Source organism: Pseudomonas sp. MWU16-30316 (assembly GCF_020515645.1).
GTDB classification, from domain to species: Bacteria; Pseudomonadota; Gammaproteobacteria; order Pseudomonadales; family Pseudomonadaceae; genus Aquipseudomonas; species Aquipseudomonas cerasi.
Map to the genome: position 1 here is coordinate 49,043 of NZ_JAIZAZ010000005.1, position 24,699 is coordinate 73,741.

Annotated in this window: 1 protein-coding gene (running past one end of the window); it reads left to right on the top strand. The window is 61.6% G+C overall.

Features of this window, described 5'->3' with window-relative positions:
- Window positions 1-24,699: the 5' portion of a syringopeptin non-ribosomal peptide synthetase SypC gene (gene sypC / locus LCH65_RS17185; RefSeq protein ID WP_226439662.1), read on the top strand. It continues 15,900 nt past the right edge of the window; only the first 24,699 of its 40,599 coding nucleotides appear in the window; the start codon lies at window positions 1-3; its stop codon lies beyond the right edge, outside the window.

Here is a 24,699-nt window from a genome sequence, read left to right on the forward strand (position 1 = left end):
ATGCACTTCAGCGAATTGATGGCAGTTCTTTCCACGCACCCGATCCGTCTTCAACAGGAAGAAGATGATCTGGTGATTCTCGGAGACGACGAGGGGCTGGACAGTGCCACTCTTGAAAGCCTGAGCGTGCACAAGGCAGAACTGCTGACGCTGGTAGCTCGAATGGGCGGTGACTGGCTCAGTCCGGCGTTTCGCATTACCACGGACATGCTGCCGCTGGCCAATCTGAGCCAAGAGGCGATTGACAGAATCGTCGATGCGATACCGGGCGGGGCTGGCAATGTGCAGGACATCTATCCGCTGGCGCCTCTGCAGGAAGGGATTCTCTATCATCACCTGGCGGCCGGGCAGGGCGACCCGTATGTATTGCGGGCGTTGTTCGGGGCCGAGAGCCGCGAACGTCTCGACGACTTCGCCCAGGCACTGCAGGCGGTGATCGAACGCCATGACATCCTGCGCACGGCGATGGTTTGGGAAGGCCTAGACGAACCGGTGCAAGTGGTGTTGCGCGATGCGGCGCTGGCCGTGGATGAACTGACGCTGGACGTGGCTGACGGCGACATCGAAACCCAGTTGCACGAACGCTATGATTCCCGGCAGTTCCGCCTCGATTTACGCCAGGCCCCGTTGATGCGCATGGTCTGTGCTGAAGATCCGGCCAACGCTCGCTGGGTCGCTATCCTGCTGTTCCACCACATTGCCATTGACCACGCCGCGCTTGAGCTGGTGAAACACGAGATGCAGGCCTTTCTGCTCGGCGAAGGCCATGCCTTGCCCGAAGCAGTGCCGTATCGCAACTACGTGGCACAGGTTCGGCTGGGTGTCGGGGCTGATGCTCATGAAGGTTTTTTCCGCGAGATGCTGGCCGACATCGACGAGCCGACGCTGCCGTTCGGCGTGGTCGAAACGCTGGGCAGCGAGCAACTGATCGAAGATGTGCACCTGCCCGTCGATGAAGCGTTGAGCGCGCGCCTGCGCACACAGGCCCGGCAGCTTGGGGTCAGTGCCGCGAGCCTGCATCACCTCGCCTGGGCGCGGGTGGTGGGTGCACTGTCGGGCAAATCGGATGTGGTTTTCGGCACAGTGCTGATGGGCCGGATGCAGGGCGGCGACGGTGCCGATCGGGCACTGGGCATGTTCATCAACACCTTGCCGTTGCGGGTCAAGCTGGAAGGGCACGCGGTGCGTGAAGGGGTCAGAACCACCCACGCTCGACTGACTGCCTTGCTCGGTCATGAACATGCGTCCCTGGCCCAGGCCCAGCGTTGCAGCGGCGTGGCCGCATCGGCGCCGTTGTTCAATTCGCTGCTCAATTACCGTCACAGTGCCAGCGAATCGGTGGCTTCGGCCGAAGCGCTCCAGGCCTGGAATGGCTTGCAGAGCCTGGGCAGCGAGGAGCAGAGCACTTACCCGATCACTCTGTCGGTGGACGACCTGGGCCAGCGCTTCAGCCTGACGGTTCAGGCCCTGGCGCAGATCGGTGCACAGCGCATCGGCGAGTATATGTTGACGGCACTCGGCGCGCTGGTAGAGGCGCTGGAGCAGCAGCCGCAAACCCCTTTGCAGCGTCTGCAAGTCCTCTCTTCAGCCGAACGCCAGCAAGTGCTGCATGACTTCAATGACACGGCACGCGACTACCCACGCAACAGCAGCCTGCAGGAACTTTTCGAACAGCAAGTGGCGGCGCAGCCTGATGCACTTGCTGCTGTACAGAATGACCAGTGCCTGACCTACCGGGAATTGAACGGTCGCGCCAACGCGCTGGCTCGTCACCTGGTCGACCTCGGCGTGCAACCGGGCGAGCGGGTGGCATTGCTGCTGGAGCGTTCCCTCGATCTGCTGGCCGGTCAGTTGGCGATTATCAAATGCGGGGCGGCATACGTGCCGCTGGACATCAACGCTCCCGCCGAGCGTCAGGCATTCATGCTGCAAGACTGCGGCGCGCGGCAGGTGTTGACGCTGGCTCGCCACGACCTGCCTGAAGGCATCCAGCGGATTGACCTCGACCTGCTGCAACTGCCAAGCGATGCGCACAACCCGGCATCATCAGCGTCCGCCGAATCGGTGGCCTACATCATGTACACCTCCGGTTCCACCGGTATGCCCAAAGGCGTATTGGTGCCGCACCGTGCTGTCAGCCGCCTCGTCATCAACAACGGTTACGCTGACTTCAATGCACAGGATCGTGTGGCGTTCGCCTCAAACCCGGCGTTCGACGCCAGCACCCTGGATGTCTGGGCGCCACTGCTCAATGGCGGCTGCGTGGTTGTGGTGGAGCAGTCGGTGTTGCTGTCTCTGGACGAGCTCCGCGCGCTGCTGTTGTCCCAGTCGGTCAGCGTGCTGTGGATGACCGCGGGCCTGTTCCATCAGTATGCCGACGGCCTGATGGAGGCCTTCGCGAAATTGCGCTACCTGATCGTCGGTGGTGATGTGCTGGACCCGGCGGTGATCGCCCGGGTATTGAAACAAGGCGCTCCGCGACACTTGCTCAACGGCTACGGCCCGACCGAAGCGACGACCTTTTCCACGACCCATGAGATCACCTCGGTCGGCACCGGCGGTATTCCTGTCGGTCGCCCGATTGGCAACAGCCAGGTTTATGTGCTCGATACCCTGCGCCAACCGGTGGCCGTGGGCGTGGGCGGGGAGCTGTATATCGGCGGGCAGGGCGTGGCCAAGGGTTACCTGAACCGTCCTGAGCTGAACGCCACACAGTTTGTCGACAATCCTTTCAGCGACGACGCTGGAGCCCTGTTGTACCGCACGGGTGACCTCGGCCGCTGGAACGCAGACGGGGTTATCGAGTATCTGGGCCGTAACGATGACCAGGTGAAAATCCGTGGTTTCCGTATCGAACTGGGTGAAATCGAAGCATGTCTGGTCGAATGCTCTGGCGTCAGGGAGGCCGTGGTGTTGGCCCGCCAGGACGAACCTGGGCAAAAGCGCCTGGTGGCATACGTGGTCGGCGAAGACAACAGCGCCTTGTCAGCGGTCGAACTGCGCCGCGAACTGGCGGCTTCTCTGGCCGAATACATGGTGCCAAGCGCCTTTATGGTGCTGGATTCTTTCCCGCTGACCGCCAACGGCAAGCTGGATCGCCGGGCCTTGCCGGCACCGGACGCTGACGCCTATGCCAGCCGTGAATTCGAGGCACCCGAGGGGGAAGTGGAAATCACCTTGGCGCGCTTGTGGTCCGAATTGCTCAACGTTGAACGCGTCGGCCGCCACGATCACTTCTTTGAGCTCGGCGGGCATTCGCTACTGGCCGTCAGCCTGATCGAACGCATGCGTCAGGCGGGCCTGAGCGCCGATGTACGCGTGCTGTTCAGCCAGCCCACGCTGGCCGCACTGGCCGCAGCCGTCGGCGCAGGCCATGACATCAAGGTACCGGCCAACCTGATAGACAAAGGCTGCGAGCGCATCACCCCGGAGCTGTTGCCACTGGCGAATCTGACCCAGGTGCAGATCGACCAGGTGGTCGCTACCGTACCCGGCGGCGTGGCAAATGTTCAGGATATCTACGCGCTGGCACCGTTGCAGGAAGGCATTCTCTATCACCACATGGCAGCCGAGCAGGGCGACCCCTATGTGCTGCAGAGCCAGTTTGCCTTTGATGACCGCGAGCGCCTGGACGCCTTCGTTCAAGCCTTGCAGATGGTTATCGACCGGCATGACATTCTGCGTACCGGTGTGGTCTGGGACGGTCTGGACTCACCCGTGCAGGTGGTCTGGCGTGAAGCGAAATTGCACCTTGAGGGGCTTGAACTTGACCCGGCTGACGGTGAGATTGGCGCGCAACTGCATAGCCGCTTCGATCCGCGTCACTACTGCCTCGATATGACTCAAGCGCCACTGATGCGCTTGGTCCATGCCGAGGACCCGCTCAACCAGCGAATTATCGCGATGCTGCTGTTCCACCATATGGCCCTGGACCATATGGCCATGGAAGTGGTGCAGCATGAAATGCAGGCCTGGCTGTTGGGCGAGGCAGAATCCTTGTCGGCGCCGGTGCCCTATCGCAATTACCTGGCTCAGGCGCGTCTGGGGGTCAGCCAGGCGGATCATGAAGTGTTTTTCCGCGACATGCTGGGCGATATCGACGAACCGACGCTGCCTTTCGGCCTGCAGGATGTGCAGGGCGATGGCCGTGATATCGAAGAAGCCGCTCTTGTCGTGGACAGCCAGTTGAACCTGCGACTGCGTGCTCAGGCCCGACAACAGGGTGTGAGTGCCGCGAGTCTGGTGCATCTGGCGTGGGCACAGGTGCTGGGCAAGGTTTCCGATCGTCGCGATGTGGTGTTCGGTACTGTACTGCTGGGCCGTATGCAGGCCGGCGAGGGCGCTGACAGGGCGCTGGGAATGTTCATCAATACCTTGCCGCTGCGGGTCGCCGTAGGCGGGCAAGGGGTACGCGCCGGGGTCAAGGCAACACACGCGCAACTTACCGCGTTGCTCGCTCACGAACATGCCTCACTGGCGTTGGCCCAGCGGTGCAGCGGTGTAGCCGCACCAACGCCACTGTTCAGCGCACTGCTCAATTACCGCCACAGCGCGGTGGGCAGCGCTGCAGAACAAACTGCCAAGGCCTGGCAGGGTATTCAAGCCCTGAACAGTGAAGAACGCACCAACTATCCATTGACCTTGAACGTCGATGACCTTGGTGACGGCTTCAAACTGACCGCGCTGGCGGCGAGCACGGTCGGTGCGCAGCGTGTGTGTGGCTACATGCACACGGCGCTGGAACAACTGGTGGACGCGCTTGAGTTAATGCCACAAGCGTCGTTGCAAAGTCTGTCGATTCTGCCAGCTGTCGAGCGTGATCATTTGCTGGTGGATTTCAATGACACCGCGCTGGATTACCCGCAGCAGCAGACCATTCACGGGCTGTTTGAAGCACAGGTCGAGCTTACGCCGCAGGCTCTTGCGGTCGTCCACGGCGAACAGCGCCTGACGTATCGCGAGCTTAACGAGCAGGCCAACCGCCTGGCCCATGCCTTGCGCAAGCAGGGCGTTCAGCCGGATTCGCGGGTAGGCATTTGTGTAGAACGCGGCGTGGAGATGGTCATCGGCTTGTTGGCGATCCTCAAGGCGGGCGGCGGTTACGTGCCACTCGACCCGGCTTATCCAGCGGAACGTATCGCTTACATGTTGCAGGACAGCGCTCCGGCCGCAGTGCTGGCGCAAACCGCGACTCAGGGCTTGCTGGCCGACGCTTCAGTACCTGTCATCAATCTTGATCTGAGCGATTGGCAGGACCAATCCGTCCAGAATCCGCAGGTACAGGGGCTGACTTCAGCGCATCTGGCCTACCTGATCTACACCTCGGGTTCCACCGGCCTGCCGAAAGGCGTGATGATCGAACACCGCAATACTGTGAACTTCCTCAGTTGGGCGCACACGGCTTTTGACGGCTCTGCACTGGAAAAAACACTGTTTTCCACCTCGCTGAACTTCGACCTCGCGGTCTACGAGTGTTTTGCACCGCTGACCTCGGGCGGCAGCATCGAAGTCGTCAAAAACGTGCTGGAACTGCAACACGGCGAGCACGATATCGGCCTGATCAACACCGTACCATCGGCGCTCAAGGCCTTGCTGGAAGTCGATGGACTGCCGAAATCGGTCCATACAGTCAACGTCGCCGGTGAAGCGCTGAAACGCAGCCTCGTGGAAAACCTGTTCGAAAAAACCGGCGTGCAGCGCCTGTGCAACCTCTACGGCCCATCCGAAACCACCACCTATTCAAGCTGGGTGGCTATGGATCGTGAAGATGGCTTCGCAGCTCACATCGGCAAACCGGTCGGCAATACACAGTTTTACCTGCTGGACGAACAGCAACAGCCTGTGCCACTAGGCGTTGCCGGTGAGATCTACATCGGCGGTGCTGGCGTGGCCCGTGGCTACCTGAACCGTGACGACCTGACTGCCGAGCGTTTCCTCAAAGACCCGTTCAGCCAAAACCCAGCGGCACGCATGTACCGTACTGGCGACCTTGGCCGTTATCTGCCAGACGGTAATATCGAATACCTCGGCCGTAACGACGATCAGGTGAAAATCCGCGGCTTCCGTATCGAACTGGGCGAGATCGATGCGCGTCTGGCCAAACACCCGGCCGTCCACGAAGCCGTAGTGACAGCCCGCGAAGATGTGCCGGGCGACAAGCGTCTGGTGGCTTATTACACCTTGGCGACCGGAAACACCGTGGTCGACATCGATAACCTGCGCAGGCATTTGCAGGAAAAGCTGCCTGAGTACATGGTGCCGGCCATTTATGTGCGGCTTGAGGCCATGCCGCTGACCCCGAACGGCAAACTCGACCGCAAGGCTTTGCCAGCACCGGACGCCGATGCACTGATCAGCCGTGGCTACGAAGCTCCACAAGGTGAAACCGAAACGCAGATCGCGGCCATCTGGCAAGAGCTGCTGGGCGTTGCCCGGATTGGTCGTCACGACAACTTTTTCGAACTCGGCGGTCACTCGCTGCTGGCAGTCAGCCTGATCGGGCGCATGCGCCAGTTGGGTCTGAGCACCGATATACGCGTGCTGTTCAGTCAGCCGACGTTATCTGCACTGGCTGCCGCAGTCGGCGGTAGCACGGACATCGTGGTGCCAGCCAATCTGATCACCGAGGATTGCCAACGCATTACGCCTGAACTACTGCCACTGGCCAACCTGACCCAGGCACAGATCGACCAGGTGGTTGCCAGCGTGCCGGGCGGCGTGGCGAATGTGCAGGACATCTACCCGTTGGCGCCGTTGCAGGAAGGCATTCTCTATCACCACATCGCCGCCGAGCAGGGCGATCCGTATGTGCTGCAGGCGCATTTCGCCTTTGACGACCACGCGTGCCTGGACGCTTTCGTCCAGGCTTTGCAGGCAGTTATTGATCGACACGACATTCTGCGCACCGGTGTAATCTGGAAAGGCCTGGACTCACCCGTACAAGCGGTCTGGCGCCACGCGCAATTGCCTCTTGAGGCGTTGCAACTCGACCCCGCAGCCGGTGATGTCAGCACGCAACTGCACAGCCGCTTCGACCCGCGTCACCACCGCCTGGATGTCACTCAGGCACCGCTGATGCGCCTGGCCTATGCCGAAGATCCGCTGAATCAGCGTATCTGCGCGATGCTGCTGTTCCATCACATGGTCCTCGATAACATGGCGATGGCCGTGGTACAGCATGAAATGCAGGCCTGGCTGTTGGGCGAAGCTCAAAACCTGTCGACACCGGTGCCATACCGCAATTATGTGGCCCAGGCACGCCTGGGCGTCAGTCAGGCCGAGCACGAAACGTTTTTCCGCGACATGCTTGGGGATGTGGACGAGCCGACGCTGCCATTCGGTCTGCTGGATGTGCAGGGCGATGGCCTTGATATCGAGGAAGCCAACCTGGCGCTAACCCCTCGGTTGAACCTGAGACTGCGCGCTCAGGCCCGACAACAGGGCGTGAGCGCCGCCAGTCTGCTGCACCTGGCCTGGGCTCAGGTGTTGAGCACGGTTTCCAACAGGCAGGACGTAGTGTTCGGCACCGTGCTGATGGGCCGGATGCAGGCCGGGGAAGGCGCCGAGCGGGCCTTGGGGATGTTCATCAACACCTTGCCGCTGCGGGTTTCAGTGGGCGGAAAGAGCGTGCGTGACGCGGTCAAGGCCACCCATGAGCGTCTGACTGCCTTGCTGGGTCACGAACATGCTTCGCTGGCGCTGGCTCAGCGTTGCAGCGGCATTGCCGCACCGACGCCACTGTTCAGTTCGCTGCTCAACTATCGCCACAGTGCGCCTGGCAGCGTATCCGAGCGGGCTACCCAGGCCTGGCAGGGTATTCATACGCTGAACAGCGAAGAACGCACCAACTATCCATTGACCTTGAATGTCGATGACTCCGGTGAAGGCTTCAACCTGAACGTGCTGGTCAGCAGTACCGTGGGTGCCAAACGGGTCTGCGCTTACATGCAGACTGTGCTGGAGCAGCTGGTGGATGCGCTGGAACAGTCACCGTCCTCGGCCCTCGGCAGCCTGCCGGTCCTGCCTGCTGCCGAACGTGAGCAGTTGCTGGTGCAGTTCAACGACACCGCGCTGGATTACCCGCAGCAACAGACCATTCATGGGCTGTTCGAAGCACAGGTCGAGCGCACGCCAGATGATGTGGCCGTAGTGCATGGCGAACAACATCTGACCTATCGCGAGCTTAACGAGCAGGCCAACCGCCTGGCGCATGCCTTGCGCAAGCAGGGCGTGCAGCCGGATTCGCGGGTCGGGATCTGTGTGGAACGCGGTGTGGAGATGGTCGTCGGTTTGCTGGCGATCCTCAAGGCGGGCGGCGGTTATGTGCCGCTCGACCCGGCGTATCCAGCGGAACGTATTGCTTACATGTTGCAGGACAGCGTGCCTGCCGCTGTGTTGGCGCAGTCGGCAACTGAAGCGCTGCTGACCGATGTTTCGGTGCCTGTTATCAATCTTGATCTGAACGATTGGCAGGACGAATCCGTCCAGAACCCGCAGGTGCCGGGGCTGACTTCAGCGCATCTTGCCTACCTGATCTACACCTCGGGTTCGACCGGCCTGCCAAAAGGCGTAATGATCGAACACCGCAACACTGTGAACTTCCTGAGCTGGGCGCACACGGCTTTTGACGGGGCAGCACTGGAGAAAACGCTGTTCTCCACTTCGCTGAACTTCGACCTCGCGGTCTACGAGTGCTTCGCGCCGCTGACCTCGGGCGGGAGCATCGAAGTCGTCAGGAACGTGCTGGAACTGCAACACGGCGAGCACGATATCGGCCTGATCAACACCGTGCCGTCGGCGCTGAAAGCACTGCTGGAAGTTAACGGCCTGCCGGAATCTGTGCACACCGTGAACGTGGCCGGTGAAGCACTGAAACGCAGCCTGGTTGAATCGCTGTTCGAAAAAACTGACGTGCAGCGCTTGTGCAACCTTTACGGCCCATCTGAAACCACCACCTACTCAAGCTGGGTGGCGATGGATCGCGAAGACGGCTTCGCTCCACACATCGGCAAACCGGTCGGCAATACACAGTTTTACCTGCTGAATGAACAGCAACAGCCCGTTCCACTGGGCGTTGTGGGCGAGATCTACATCGGCGGGGCCGGTGTGGCGCGCGGTTACCTGAACCGTGACGACCTGACTGCCGAACGCTTCCTCAAGGACCCTTTCAGCCAACAGCCTGCGGCACGCATGTACCGTACCGGCGACCTTGGCCGGTATCTGCCAGACGGCAATATCGAATACCTGGGCCGTAACGACGATCAGGTGAAAATCCGCGGCTTCCGTATCGAATTGGGCGAGATCGATGCACGCCTGGCCAAACACCCGGCGTTCCATGAGGCGGTAGTCACCGCGCGTGAGGACATTCCCGGCGACAAGCGTCTGGTGGCTTATTACACCCTGAGCGCAGGGCAGGCTTCGGTGGACATCGATAGCCTGCGCGGCTGGCTGCAGGAACAACTGCCGGCCCACATGATCCCGGCGGCCTATGTGCTGCTCGACGCAATGCCGCTGACCCCGAACGGTAAGCTCGACCGCAAGGCCCTGCCAGCACCGGACGGTGATGCACTGATCCGTGGCGGCTACGAGGAGCCACAAGGCACAGCAGAAATCACTCTGGCGAAAATCTGGAGCGACTTGCTCAAGATCGAACGTGTCGGTCGCCACGACCATTTCTTTGAACTGGGCGGGCATTCATTGCTGGCGGTAAGCCTGATCGAACGTATGCGCCAGGCGGGCCTGAGCGCCAACGTGCGTACGCTGTTCAGCCAGCCAACCCTTGCGGCACTGGCGGCAGCGGCAGGCGCGGTCGACGATCTGGTTATTCCAGCCAACCGCATTCCTGCGGACTGCCAGAGAATCACTCCGGACATGCTGCCGTTGATCGACCTGAATCAGGAGCAGATCGACCAGGTGGTGGCCTGCGTGCCCGGTGGCGCAGCGAACGTGCAGGACATCTACCCGTTGGCGCCGTTGCAGGAAGGCATTCTCTACCACCACATCAGCGCCGAACGGGGCGACCCCTATGTGTTGCAGGCGCAGTTTGCCTTTGACAGCCGCGCACACGTTGACACCTTCGCCAAAGCGCTGCAAATGGTCATCGACCGCCATGACATTCTGCGCACGTCCATGCACTGGGAAAGCCTTGATGAACCGTTGCAGGTGGTCTGGCGCCAGGTCGAGCTAGGCGTCGAAGAAGTTCAACTCAACCCCAGGCTAGGTGATGTAACCCGTCAGTTGCAGGAGCGCCTTGACCCACGCCAGATACGCCTGGACATCCGTCAGGCACCCTTGATGCGCATGGTGTGTGCTTTGGACACCGTTAACCAGCGCTGGGTGGCGATCTTGATGTTCCACCACATGATCCTCGACCACACCGCGCTGGATCAGGTGCAGCATGAAATGCGGGTCTGCCTGCTCGGTCAGGCCGAGCAACTTGGCGACTCCATTCCCTACCGCAATTATGTCGCTCAGGCCCGACAAAGCCTGAACGAGCAGGATCACGAGCAGTTCTTCCAGAAGATGCTCGGCGACATCGACGAGCCGACGCTGCCATTCGGCCTGCACGATGTGCAAGGCGACGGCAGCGCTCTCGATCATGCCCGCCTGCAGCTGGACGGCGCGTTGGATCAACGCTTGAGAGTTCAGGCGCGGCAACTTGGGGTCAGTGCGGCGAGCCTGATCCACCTGGCGTTCGCGCAGATGCTGGGCCGCGTCAGCGGACGTGAACACGTGGTGTTCGGCACCATCCTGATGGGCCGGATGCAGAGCGGTCGAGGTGCCGAACGAGCCCTTGGCATGTTCATCAATACCTTGCCGCTACGGATAGACCTGGGCGACCAGAGCGTGCGTGAAGGGGTCAAGGCCACGCACCGGCGCTTGACCGGCTTACTCGGGCACGAGCATGCGTCGCTGGCGCTGGCCCAGCGCTGCAGCGGCGTGGTCGCACCGACGCCGCTGTTCAGCGCCTTGCTCAATTATCGGCATAGCAACGTTGCCGTAACCGATGAGGCACTGACGGCGTGGAGTGGCATGCAGTCGTTGGGGATGGCCGATGAAGAACGCACCAACTACCCATTGACCGTCAACGTCGACGATACAGGTGAAGGTTTTCTGTTCACCTCGCTGGTCACGGCGAGCATCGGCGCGCAGCGTGTGTGTGACTATTTGCAACTGGCCGTAGAGGGGCTGATCGATGCGCTGGAACAGGCACCGCAAACCCCGCTGCATGCTATTTCAATATTGCCGCTCAGCGAGCGTAAGCAGTTGCTCGAACAGTGGAACGAGCCCGGCAACACCTATGCACACGAAACACCGATCCACCAGCAATTCGAAGCCCGCGCTACAGAACGACCAGACGCCGTGGCGCTGGTATTCGAAGATCAAACCCTGAGCTACGGCGAACTCAACGCCCGCGCCAACCAGGTTGCCCATCGCTTGCTCGCGCTGGGTGTGCGCCCGGACGATCGCGTGGCGATCTGCGTCGAGCGTGGCCCGGCGATGATTATCGGCTTGCTGGGCATCCTCAAATCCGGTGCCGGTTATGTACCGTTGGACCCGGCTTACCCGCTAGAACGCCTGGCCTATACCCTCGGCGACAGCACGCCGGTCGCACTGTTGAGCCAGCAGACCGTGCAGCAAGCCTTGCCAGTGACGGAACTGCCAATCATCAGTCTTGACGATGCCGACTTGCAGGACGAATCCGTGTGCAATCCGCAGGTAGCGGTCAAGTCCAGCGACCTGGCCTATGTGATCTATACCTCCGGCTCCACCGGTCTGCCCAAGGGCGTAATGGTCGAGCACCGCAACGTTGCACGGCTGTTTTCGGCCACGGAAGAGTGGTTCGGCTTCAACGAGCAGGATGTCTGGGCGCTGTTCCACTCGTTCGCCTTCGACTTCTCGGTCTGGGAAATCTGGGGCGCGCTGCTGCACGGCGGACGTCTGTTGATCGTGCCGCAACTGGTCAGCCGCTCGCCGGAAGACTTCTACACATTGCTATGCAGCGCTGGGGTAACGGTGCTCAACCAGACGCCGAGCGCGTTCCGGCAACTGATTGCTGCCCAGGGCGAGAACGCGCAGGCGCATTCGCTGCGTCAGGTGATTTTCGGTGGTGAAGCGCTGGAAACGGCGATGCTCAAGCCGTGGTACGCCCGTAACATGAATGCCGGTACACAACTGGTAAACATGTACGGCATTACCGAAACCACGGTGCATGTGACCTATCACCCGTTGCGACCTGAAGACGCACAGCGCGTCGGTGCAAGCCCGATCGGCAAACGCATCCCGGACCTGCAGCTTTATCTGCTCGATGTTCATGGCGAACCGGTGCCGGTAGGCGTGATCGGCGAGTTGTACGTGGGCGGGGCAGGTGTGGCACGGGGCTATCTGAGCCGCGAAGCACTGACGGCAGAGCGCTTTCTTGATAACCCGTTCAGCACTGCGCCGGATTCGCGACTGTATCGCACCGGCGACCTCGGGCGCTGGCTGGCCGATGGCAGCCTGGAATACCTGGGCCGTAACGACGAACAGGTCAAGATTCGCGGTTTCCGTATCGAACTGGGCGAGATCGAAGCACAACTGGCCGCGTGTGACGCTGTACAGGATGCGCTGGTGCTGGTGCGTGAGGACGAGCCCGGTGACAAGCGTCTGGTGGCCTACGTCATCGGTACGGCGGGACTGGAACCGGACGCTACGCAACTGCGCGAGCAACTGCGCCTGTCGCTGGCCGAGTACATGCTGCCAAGCGCCTTTGTCAGCCTGGAAAGTTTCCCGCTGACGGCCAACGGCAAGCTCGACCGCAAGGCTTTGCCAGCACCCGACCGCTCGGCGGTGGCCAGTCGCGGCTATGAAGCACCTGAAAACGATACCGAGATGGCCATTGCGCGTATCTGGCAAGACCTGCTGCAACTGGAGCAGGTTGGTCGTCATGACAATTTCTTTGAGCTGGGCGGCCACTCGCTGCTGGCCGTGAAACTGATCGAGCGCATGCGCCAGATCGATCTGGTTGCCGATGTGCGCGTGCTGTTCAGCCAGCCGACCCTGTCTGCCCTGGCGGCCGCAGTGGGCGGGAAGGGTGCTGTAGAAGCCCCCGCTAACCTTATTCCCGCCGGCTGTGAGCGCATCACCCCGGACATGCTGCCGCTGGTGTCGCTGAGCCAGGACGATATCGACCGCGTGGTGGCAAGCGTGCCCGGCGGCCTGGCCAACGTGCAGGACATCTATGCCCTGGCACCGTTGCAGGAGGGGATTTTGTATCACCACCTTGCCGCAGTCGAAGGTGACCCGTACCTGCAATATGCACTGTTTGCCTTTGACAGCCTCGAGCGGCTGCACAGTTTCGCTCAGGCCCTGCAAGGCGTGATCGCCCGCCACGATATCCTGCGCACCGCGATGCTTTGGGAGCGTCTCGACGCACCCGTGCAGGTGGTCTGGCGTGAGGCAACTCTGGGCCTGGATGAGCAGGTGCTGGACCCGGCCGAAGGCGACATCACCGAACAACTGATCAAGCGCCTGGACCCTCGTCACACGCGTCTGGACATCCGTCAGGCGCCGATGCTGCGTATCGGCTATGCACAGGACGCGGCGAATAATCGCTGGCTGGGCATGCTGCTGTTCCATCACCTGGTGGACGATGCCACCTCGCTGCGCATTCTCACCAGTGAAATCGAGGCGTACATGCTCGGGCAGCAAGCCTCGCTGCCACCGTCCGTGCCTTATCGCAACTACGTGGCCCAGGCCATGCTCGGTGTCAGCCGTGAAGAGCACGAGGCGTTTTTCCACGACATGCTCGGTGACGTCGATGAACCGACGCTGCCATTCGGCCTGCAGGACGTGCAGGGCGACGGAAGCGGTATCGAGGAAGTACGCCAGGTGGTCGACATCGACCTGAGCCGCCGCCTGCGCGTGCAGGCCCGACAGCTCGGGGTCAGCTCCGCCAGCCTTTATCACCTGGCCTGGGCCCGTGTACTGGGCGCTGCATCCGGCAAGGACGATGTGGTGTTCGGCACCGTATTGCTCGGTCGTCTGCAGGGCGGTGCCGGGTCTGACCGGGCGCTGGGGATGTTCATCAACACCTTGCCGTTGCGTGTCACGCTGGGCGAGCAGGGCGTGCGCAGCGGTCTGAAAGCCACCCACGCACGGCTCAGCGGGCTGCTGGCCCATGAGCACGCCTCGCTGGTACTGGCCCAACGTTGCAGTGGTGTACCCGCTTCGACGCCATTGTTCAGCTCGCTGCTCAACTTCCGCCATACCGGTGATCTCGACGCAAGTGACCAGGCGCTGGTCGCCTGGGAAGGCATTCAGGCGCTGCATGGCGAAGAACGCACCAACTACCCGCTGACCTTGTGCGTGGATGATCTGGGCGAAGGTTTCGCCCTGACCGTCATGACCGAAGGGCAGATCGGTGCCAAACGTGTGTGTACCTACATGCACTGTGTGCTGGAAAATCTGGTGCAAGCACTGGAACAGACCCCGGACGCTGCGCTGGGAGCGCTGAATATCCTGCCCGCGATCGAGCGCCAGCAACTGCTGGAAAGCTGGAACACTCCGCATGCCCTGCAGGCCGACGACACCCTGATTCACCGTACCTTCGAAGCCTGGGTGGTGGCGCAGCCGAATGCCGTGGCCTTGCATTACGAAGACCGCACCCTGACCTATGCCGAGCTGAACACTCGCGCCAATCAGGTGGCCCATTATCTGCTGGGCCTGGGCGTGCAGCCAGATGACCGGGTAGCGATCTGTGTCGAGCGCAGCCTGGAAATGATCGTCGGTCTGCTAGGGGTGCTCAAGGCCGGTGCGGGTTACGTGCCGATTGACCCGGCCTATCCGGCCGAGCGTATCGCCTACCAGGTGCAGGACAGCGCACCGATGGCGGTGCTGGCCGATGCTGCAGGGCTGGCGCTGCTGGGCACGTTCGATGGCCCACGCGTGGATTTGCACAGTCCGGCGTTGCAGGCCCAACCGGGTCACAATCCACAGCTGACCGGGCTCAGCCCGCGCCACCTGGCGTACGTCATCTACACCTCCGGTTCGACCGGCCTGCCCAAGGGCGTAATGGTCGAGCATCGCAACGTGGCCCGTTTGTTCTCGGCCACACAGAGCTGGTTTGGTTTCAACGAGCAGGATGTCTGGGCGTTGTTCCATTCATTCGCCTTCGACTTCTCGGTCTGGGAAATCTGGGGTGCGCTGTTGCACGGCGGGCGTTTGCTGATCGTGCCGCAGCTGGTCAGCCGCTCCCCGCAAGACTGCTATGCGCTGTTGTGCAACGCAGAAGTGACGGTGCTCAACCAGACCCCGAGCGCCTTCCGCCAGTTGCTCAACGCCCAGGGCGAGAGCGATCAGCGGCACTCCTTGCGCAAGGTTATTTTTGGCGGCGAAGCGCTGGACACCAGCATGCTCAAGCCGTGGTACGGCAGGGTGATCAACGCCGGTACACAACTGGTGAACATGTATGGCATCACCGAAACCACGGTGCATGTGACCTACCACCCCCTGGTGGCGGCAGATGCTCAGCGGGCGGGCGTGAGTCCTATCGGTGTGCGCATTCCCGATTTGCAGTTGTATGTACTCGATGCACGTCGCGAGCCGGTGCCGGTGGGTGTTGTTGGCGAGCTGTATGTCGGCGGTGCCGGTGTCGCGCGGGGCTACTTGAACCGTGAAGCGCTGACCGCCGAGCGTTTCCTGGCGAACCCGTTCAGCAAGGATCCTCAAGCGCGCCTGTACCGAACCGGCGACCTGGGTCGCTGGATGGCTGACGGCAGTCTCGATTACCTGGGCCGCAACGACGACCAGGTCAAGATCCGTGGCTTCCGTATCGAGCTGGGAGAAATTCAGGCGGTGCTGGCTGCCTGCGATACGGTCCGCGAAGCGCTGGTGCTGGTCCGCGAGGATCAACCGGGTGACAAGCGCCTGGTGGCCTATGTGATCGCCGAGCCGGGCCACGAGATCGTCGCGGCTGACTTGCGTGCGCGGTTGCTGCTGTCTCTGGCCGACTACATGGTGCCCAGTGCTTTTGTGGCACTGGACAGCTTCCCCCTGACCGCCAACGGCAAGCTCGACCAAAAGGCATTGCCTGCTCCGGATGCGCAGGCACTGGCAATGCGCGAATACGCGCCGCCAGAGGGCGATGTCGAGATCGCCATCGCGCAGATCTGGCAGTCCCTGCTGCAAGTGCCGCAGGTTGGCCGCCACGATCATTTCTTCGAACTGGGCGGGCATTCGCTGCTGGCCGTCAAACTGATCGAGCGCATGCGCCAGATCGACCTGTCGGCTGACGTGCGCGTGCTGTTCAACCAGCCGACCCTGGCCGCACTCGCTGCGGCGGTGGGCGGGTACACCGACGTGCAAGTGCCGGATAACCTGATCGTGCCGGTCTGCGAGCGTATTACCCCGGACATGCTGCCGCTGGCTGACCTCGATCAGGCAGGGATTGATCGGGTCGTTGCGAGCGTGCCGGGCGGCCTGGCCAACATTCAGGACATCTACGCCCTGGCCCCCTTGCAGGAAGGCATTCTCTATCACCATCTGGCCGCGGATGAAGGTGACCCCTACATCTTGCAGATGCTCTTCACGTTCGATGATCGCGAGCGCCTGGCCGGTTTCGCCGCAGCCTTGCAGAGCGTGGTCGAACGCCACGACATCCTGCGCACCAGCGTGGTCTGGGAGGGGCTTGAGCAGCCGGTACAGGTGGTATGGCGCAACGCGAAACTGAGTCTGGAAGAGGTGGCCATCGATCCGCTCGACGGTGACGTGCTGACACGACTGCGCGAGCGCTTTGACCCACGGCACTATCGCCTGGACATCGGCCAGGCGCCGCTGATGCGCATCGCCTATGCCGAGGACACCACCCACCAGCGTCTGGTCGGCATGTTGCTGTTCCACCATCTGGCGCTGGATCACACCTCTCTGGAAGTGGTAGTGGAGGAAATGCAGGCCAGCCTGCAGGGTCAGATCGAGCAATTGCCGGCCCCCGTGCCTTATCGCAACCATGTGGCACAGGCGCGCCTGGGTATCAGCCAGGCTGAACACGAAGCGTTTTTCCGCGACATGCTCGGCGACATCGACGAACCGACTCTGGCTTACGGCATACAGGACGTGCAGGGCGATGGCAGTGGCATCGAGGAAGTGAATCAGTTACTCGACAGCCAGCTGAGCAGCCGTATACGCAGCATTGCGCGGCAGTTGGGGGTCAGCGCTGCAAGCCTTGCCCACCTGGCATGGGCTCAGGTAGCTGGTCGGGTCTCGGGGCGCGAAGAAGTCGTGTTCGGCACCGTACTGATGGGCAGGATGCAGGGCGGCAACGGTGCCGACCGGGCGCTGGGCATGTTCATCAACACCTTGCCGTTGCGCATCAGCGTCGGCAGCCAGAGCGCTCTGGCGGCGGTCAAGGTCACTCACCAACGCCTCTCGGCACTGCTGGGGCATGAGCATGCTTCGCTGTCGCTGGCCCAGCGCTGCAGCGGCGTGCCGAGTTCGCTGCCGCTGTTCAGCACCTTGCTCAACTACCGCCACAGCAACAACGGTGCGGCATCGACCGACACATTGTCAGCCTGGCAGGGCATTCAGACCCTGAGCATGGAAGAACGCACCAACTATCCGTTGTGCCTGAACGTCGATGACCTGGGCGATGACTTTATGCTCACCATTCAGGCCGTCCAGCAAATCAATGCCCAGCGCATCGGCGAGTACATGCAGGTTGCACTGCGCAGCCTGGTGGAAGCACTGGAACACACCCCGCAAGCAGCGCTGAACAGCCTGCCGATGCTGCCGGACGATGAACGCGAGCTGTTGCTGACGGGTTTCAATGACACTGCCCACCCTTATCCTCGCGATGTGTTGATTCACCAACTGATCGAACAACAGGTCAACCAGCGTCCGGATGCCTGCGCTGTGCGCGGCGACAGCGGGCCGTTGCTCACTTACGCCGAACTCAACCAACAGGCCAACCAGCTCGCCCATCGCCTGATCGAACTGGGTGTGAAGCCGGACTCGCGGGTCGCAGTAAGCCTGCGTCGCGGCGCGGAAATGGTCGTGGCGCTGTTGGGTATTCTCAAGGCCGGTGGTGCCTATGTACCGATCGACCCTGACCTGCCGAGCGCGCGTCAGGCCTATATGCTTGAGGACAGTTCGCCGCAGGCGGTGCTGACTACTCTGGACCTGCATGGCAACCTGCATGCCATGCAGCTGCCGATACTGGTTTTGGATGACCATCAGGATAGCGCGCAACTGGCTAAGCAACCGTGCGTTAACCCGGATGCCAACGCTTTGGGCCTTCAGCCGAATCATCTGGCCTACGTGCTATACACCTCCGGTTCCACCGGCACGCCCAAAGGCGTAATGAACGAGCACCTTGGAGTCGTCAACCGCCTGCTCTGGGCGCGCGACGCCTATCACGTGGACAGCAACGATCGGGTACTGCAAAAGACCCCGTTCGGCTTCGACGTGTCGGTCTGGGAATTTTTCCTGCCGCTGCTGGCCGGTGCCGAACTGGTCATGGCCCGTCCCGGAGGCCATCAGGACCCTGACTATCTGGCGCAGGTCATGAGTGACGCGGGCATTACCCTGCTGCACTTTGTGCCCTCGATGCTCGATGTATTTCTGGAGCACCGTTCAACCCGCGACTTCCCGCAACTGCGCCGCGTACTGTGCAGCGGCGAGGCTTTACCTCGCGCGTTGCAGCGCCGCTTCGAGCAACAGCTCAAGGGTGTTGAACTGCACAACCTGTATGGCCCGACCGAAGCGGCCATCGACGTTACTGCGTGGGAATGCCGCCCGACGGATCCGGGCGAAAGCGTGCCCATCGGCCGTCCGATTGCCAATATTCAAATGCACGTGCTGGATGCGTCAGGTCACTTGCAACCGCTGGGCGTTGCCGGTGAACTGCACATTGGCGGCATCGGCGTGGCCAGGGGTTACCTGAACCAGCCAGAATTGAGTGCCGAGCGTTTCGTCGCTGACCCGTTTTCCAGCGACCCGCAGGCCCGCCTATACAAAACCGGCGACGTGGGCCGCTGGCTGGCCAATGGTGCGCTGGAATACCTGGGCCGTAATGACTTCCAGGTGAAGATCCGCGGCTTGCGTATCGAGATCGGCGAAATCGAGGCCGCTCTGGCCAAACATCCGGCGGTCCATGAAGCGGTAGTTACCGCCCGCGAGGACATTCCGGGCGACAAACGTCTGGTGGCCTACTACACACGGTCTGCCGGGCACACTGCTGTCGATATCGAAACCCTGCGCGGTCACCTGCAGCAACAGTTGCCTGAATACATGGTTCCGGCCATCTACGTATTGCTCGATACCATGCCATTGACGCCGAACGGCAAGCTGGATCGCAAGGCGCTACCCGCACCGGACGGTGATGCGCTGATCAGCCGTGGCTACGAGGCGCCGCAAGGCGAAATCGAGGAGCAGATCGCGGTTATCTGGCAAGACCTGCTGGGCGTCGCACAGGTCGGGCGTCACGACCACTTCTTCGAACTCGGCGGTCATTCGTTGCTGGCGGTGAGCCTGATCGGGCGTATGCGCCAGTTGGGTCTTCGCGCCGATGTACGCGTGCTGTTCAGCCAGCCGACGCTGGCAGCACTGGCCGCAGCTGTGGGCGGTGGCACCGAGATTGTGGTGCCAGCCAACCTGATCACCGAAGATTGCCAACGCATTACGCCTGAGCTGCTGCCACTGGCGGACCTGACTCAGTCGCAGATCGATCAAGTCGTGGCAACCGTGCCGGGCGGCGTGGCCAATGTGCAGGACATCTACCCGCTGGCGCCGTTGCAGGCAGGTATTCTTTATCACCACCTGGCCGCCGAAATCGGCGACCCCTATGTGTTACAGACGCAGTTCGCCTTTGCTGACGGCGAGCGTCTGAATGCCTTCGTTCAGGCTTTGCAGGCGGTCATCGACCGCCATGACATTCTGCGCACCAGCGTGGTCTGGGACGGTCTGGACTCACCTGTGCAAGTGGTCTGGCGTCAGGCTCGGTTGCACCTGGACGCGCTTGAGCTTGATCCGGCAGACGGCGATATAGGAACACAACTGCACAGCCGCTTTGACCCGCGCCATTACCGTCTGGACATCGGCCAGGCGCCGCTGATGCGCGTGGCCTATGCCGAAGACCCGCTCAACCAGCGCATCTTCGCGATGCTGCTGTTCCACCACATGGCGCTGGACCACGTTGCGCTGGAAGTGGTGAAGCATGAAATGCAGGCCTGGCTGGCGGGCGAGGCAGACAGCCTGGCAGCGTCGGTGCCTGTGCCGTATCGCAACTATGTGGCCCAGGCACGCCTGGGTGTCAGCCAGGCTGACCATGAAGCGTTTTTCCGCGACATGCTCGGCGATATCGACGAGCCGACGCTGCCGTTCGGCCTGCTGGACGTGCAGGGTGAAGGTCGTGACATCGAGGAAGCCAGCCTGGCGCTGGATCCTCAACTCAACCTGCGCCTGCGTGCTCAGTCCCGGCAACAGGGTGTGAGCGCCGCAAGTCTGGTGCACCTGGCCTGGGCTCAGGTGTTGGGCAAGGTATCAAACAAGCAGGATGTGGTCTTCGGTACCGTCCTGATGGGCCGGATGCAGGGTGGCGAAGGTACCGAGCGAGCCTTGGGGATGTTCATCAACACCTTGCCGCTGCGGGTTTCGGTAGGCGAGCAGGGCGTACGCGACGGGGTAAAGGCCACTCATAAGCGCTTGACTGCCTTGCTCGGTCACGAACATGCCTCGCTGGCGTTGGCCCAGCGTTGCAGCGGTGTTGCCGCGCCAGCGCCGCTGTTCAGCGCGCTGCTCAACTATCGCCACAGCGGGGTCGGCAGTGTGTCTGACCAGGCCATGCAGGCATGGCAGGGCATTGCGGTCCTCAGTGGCGAAGAACGCACCAACTACCCATTGACGTTGAACGTCGATGATCTGGCCGATGGGTTCAGCCTGACGGCGTTGGTGGCTTCGTCAATCGGTGCGCAACGTGTGTGCGGCTATATGCACACGGCACTGGAAAACCTGTTGACGGCACTGGAGCAGACGCCAGAAACGCCGTTGCAAGGTTTGTCGATTCTGCCAGCTGTCGAACGTGATCAGTTGCTCGTGGATTTCAACGACACCGCGCTGGATTACCCGCACGAACAGACCATTCACGGGCTGTTCGAAGCACAAGTCGAGCTTACGCCGCAGGCTCTTGCGGTCGTCCACGGCGAACAGCGCCTGACGTATCGCGAGCTTAACGAGCAGGCCAACCGCCTGGCCCATGCCTTGCGCAAGCAGGGCGTTCAGCCGGATTCGCGGGTCGGGATCTGTGTAGAGCGCGGCGTGGAGATGGTCGTCGGGTTGCTGGCGATCCTCAAGGCGGGCGGCGGTTATGTGCCGCTCGACCCGGCGTATCCGGTAGAACGAATTGCCTACATGTTGCAGGACAGCGCTCCGGCCGCAGTGCTGGCGCAAACCGCGACTCAGGGCTTGCTGGCGGACGTTTCGGTACCTGTGATCAATCTTGATCTGAGCGATTGGCAGGACCAATCCGTCCAGAATCCGCAGGTACAGGGGCTGACTTCAGCGCATCTGGCCTACCTGATCTACACCTCGGGTTCCACCGGCCTGCCGAAAGGCGTGATGATCGAACACCGCAACACCGTTAACTTCCTGACCTGGGCGCACACGGCTTTCGACGGCTCTACACTCGAAAAAACGCTGTTCTCCACCTCATTGAACTTCGACCTCGCAGTCTACGAGTGCTTCGCGCCGCTGACCTCGGGCGGCAGCATCGAAGTGGTCAAAAACGTGCTGGAACTGCAACACGGCGAGCACGATATCGGCCTGATCAACACCGTACCGTCGGCGCTCAAGGCCTTGCTGGAAGTCGATGGACTGCCGAAATCGGTCCATACGGTCAACGTCGCCGGTGAAGCGCTGAAACGCAGCCTGGTGGAAAACCTGTTCGAAAAAACCGGCGTGCAGCGCCTGTGCAACCTCTACGGCCCATCCGAAACCACCACCTATTCAAGCTGGGTGGCTATGGATCGTGAAGATGGCTTCGCAGCTCACATCGGCAAACCGGTCGGCAATACACAGTTTTACCTGCTGGACGAACAGCAACAGCCTGTGCCACTGGGCGTTGCCGGTGAAATCCACATCGGCGGTGCTGGCGTGGCGCGCGGTTATCTGAACCGTGACGACCTGACTGCCGAGCGTTTCCTCAAAGACCCGTTCAGCCAAAACCCAGCGGCACGCATGTACCGTACCGGCGACCTTGGCCGTTATCTGCCAGACGGTAATATCGAATACCTCGGCCGTAACGACGATCAGGTGAAAATCCGTGGCTTCCGTATCGAGCTGGGCGAGATTGATGCACGCCTGGCCAAACACCCGGCCGTACACGAAGCGGTGGTCAACGCCCGCGAAGATGTGCCGGGTGATAAGCGTCTGGTGGCTTATTACACCCTGAGCGCAGGGCAGGCTTCGGTAGACATCGACAGCCTGCGCGGCTGGCTGCAGGAGCAATTGCCGGCCTACATGATCCCGGTGGCCTACGTACGTCTCGATGCACTGCCACTCACCCCGAACGGCAAGCTGGACCGCAAGGCCTTGCCAGCACCTGAAGCCGATGCACTGATCAGCCGGGGTTATGAAGCCCCACTAGGTGAAACCGAAGCGCAGATCGCAGCCATCTGGCAAGACCTGCTGGGCGTTGCCCAGGTCGGCCGTCACGACAACTTCTTCGAGCTGGGCGGTCATTCGCTGCTGGCGGTGAGCCTTATCGGCCGTATGCGCCAGTTGGGTTTGAGCGCTGACGTGCGCGTGCTGTTCGGCCAGCCGACGTTATCCGCCTTGGCGGCCGCAGTCGGCGGTAACACGGACATCGTGGTGCCAGCCAATCTGATTACCGAGGATTGCCAACGCATTACGCCTGAATTGCTGCCACTGGCCGACCTGACCCAGGCACAGATCGATAAGGTAGTCGACAGCGTGCCGGGCGGCGTGACAAATGTGCAGGACATCTACCCATTGGCGCCGTTGCAGGAAGGCATCCTCTATCACCACCTCAGCGCTGAGCGCGGAGATCCGTATTTGCTGCAATCGCTGTTCGCCTTCGACAGCCAGGAGCATGTCGACGACTTTGCCCGCGCCTTGCAGTTCGTGATCCAGCGCCATGACATTCTGCGCACTGCACTGGTCTGGGAGGGACTGGACGAACCGATGCAAGTGGTCTGGCGTCAGGCGTTGCTGATGCGCGAAAGCTTCGACCCGGATCCGCAAGGCGGCGATGTCGCGACACAGTTGCACCAGCGTTTCGACTCCCGCCGCCACCGTCTGGACATTCGTCGGGCGCCGATGATGCGTCTTGTACATGCCTGGGATGAGTCAAACCAGCGCTGGCTGGGCTGGTTACAGTTCCATCACCTGGTCATGGACCATACAACGCTGGAAGTAGTGCGCCATGAGATGCAGGCCTACCTGCTGGGGCAGGGGGCTCAACTGGGCCTGGCGGCACCCTATCGCAATTATATTGCTCAGGTCCGCCTGGGCATGAGTCAGGAGGAACATGAGGTGTTCTTCCGCGACATGTTGAGCGATGTTGACGAGGCGACGCTGCCGTTTGGTTTGCAGGAGGTGCAAGGTGACGGTCATGACATCGAAGAAGACTTTCTGCCGGTGGATATGGAGCTCAGCCGTCGTTTGCGGGCCCAGGCCCGTCAACTGGGAGTCAGTGCCGCCAGCCTGGTCCACTTGGCCTGGGCGCAGCTGTTGAGTAAGGCCTCGGGGCGTGACGACGTAGTGTTCGGCACCGTGCTGCTGGGCCGGATGCAAGGTGGCGAAGGCTCGGAGCGAGCGCTGGGCGTGTTTATCAACACCTTGCCGCTACGTGTGGGCCTGGGCGACCAGGGCGTGCGTGACGGGGTCAAGGCCACGCACCGGCGCTTGACCGCATTACTCGGGCATGAACACGCGTCTCTGGCGCTGGCCCAACGTTGCAGTGGCGTGGTCGCACCGGCGCCGTTGTTCAGCGCCTTGCTCAACTATCGCCACACCAGCGTTGCCGTGACCGATGAAACGCTGACGGCCTGGAATGGCATGCAGGCAATAGCACTGGGCGATGAAGAACGCACCAACTATCCACTGACCCTCAACGTCGATGACCGCGGCGAAGACTTCCTGTTGACCGTACAGACCATACCGCTGATCGACGGCGCCCGGATTTGCGCCTACATGCTGCAAACATTGAGCAATCTGGTCAACGCGCTTGAGCAGGCGCCGCAGACACCGTTGCACGCTATTTCGATCCTGCCGGACAGCGAGCGGCAGCAGTTGCTCGAACAGTGGAACGAGCCTGGCAATACCTATACGAGCGAGACACCGATTCATCTGCAATTTGAAGCGCGCGCAGCAGAGCGGCCGAATGCCGTGGCGCTGGTGTTCGAAGAGCAGACCCTGAGCTACGGCGAACTCAACGCCCGTGCCAACCAGGTTGCACATCGCCTGCTGGCCCTCGGCGTTCGCCCGGATGATCGGGTAGCGATCTGCGTCGAACGCGGCCCGGCGATGATCATTGGCTTGCTGGGTATTCTCAAATCCGGCGCCGGTTACGTGCCACTGGATCCGGCTTATCCGCTGGAGCGCCTGGTCTATACCCTCGGTGACAGTGCGCCGGTCGCGTTGTTGAGCCAGCAGTCGGTGCAGCAGACGTTGCCTGTCTGCGAAGTGCCGCTGATCTATCTCGACGAT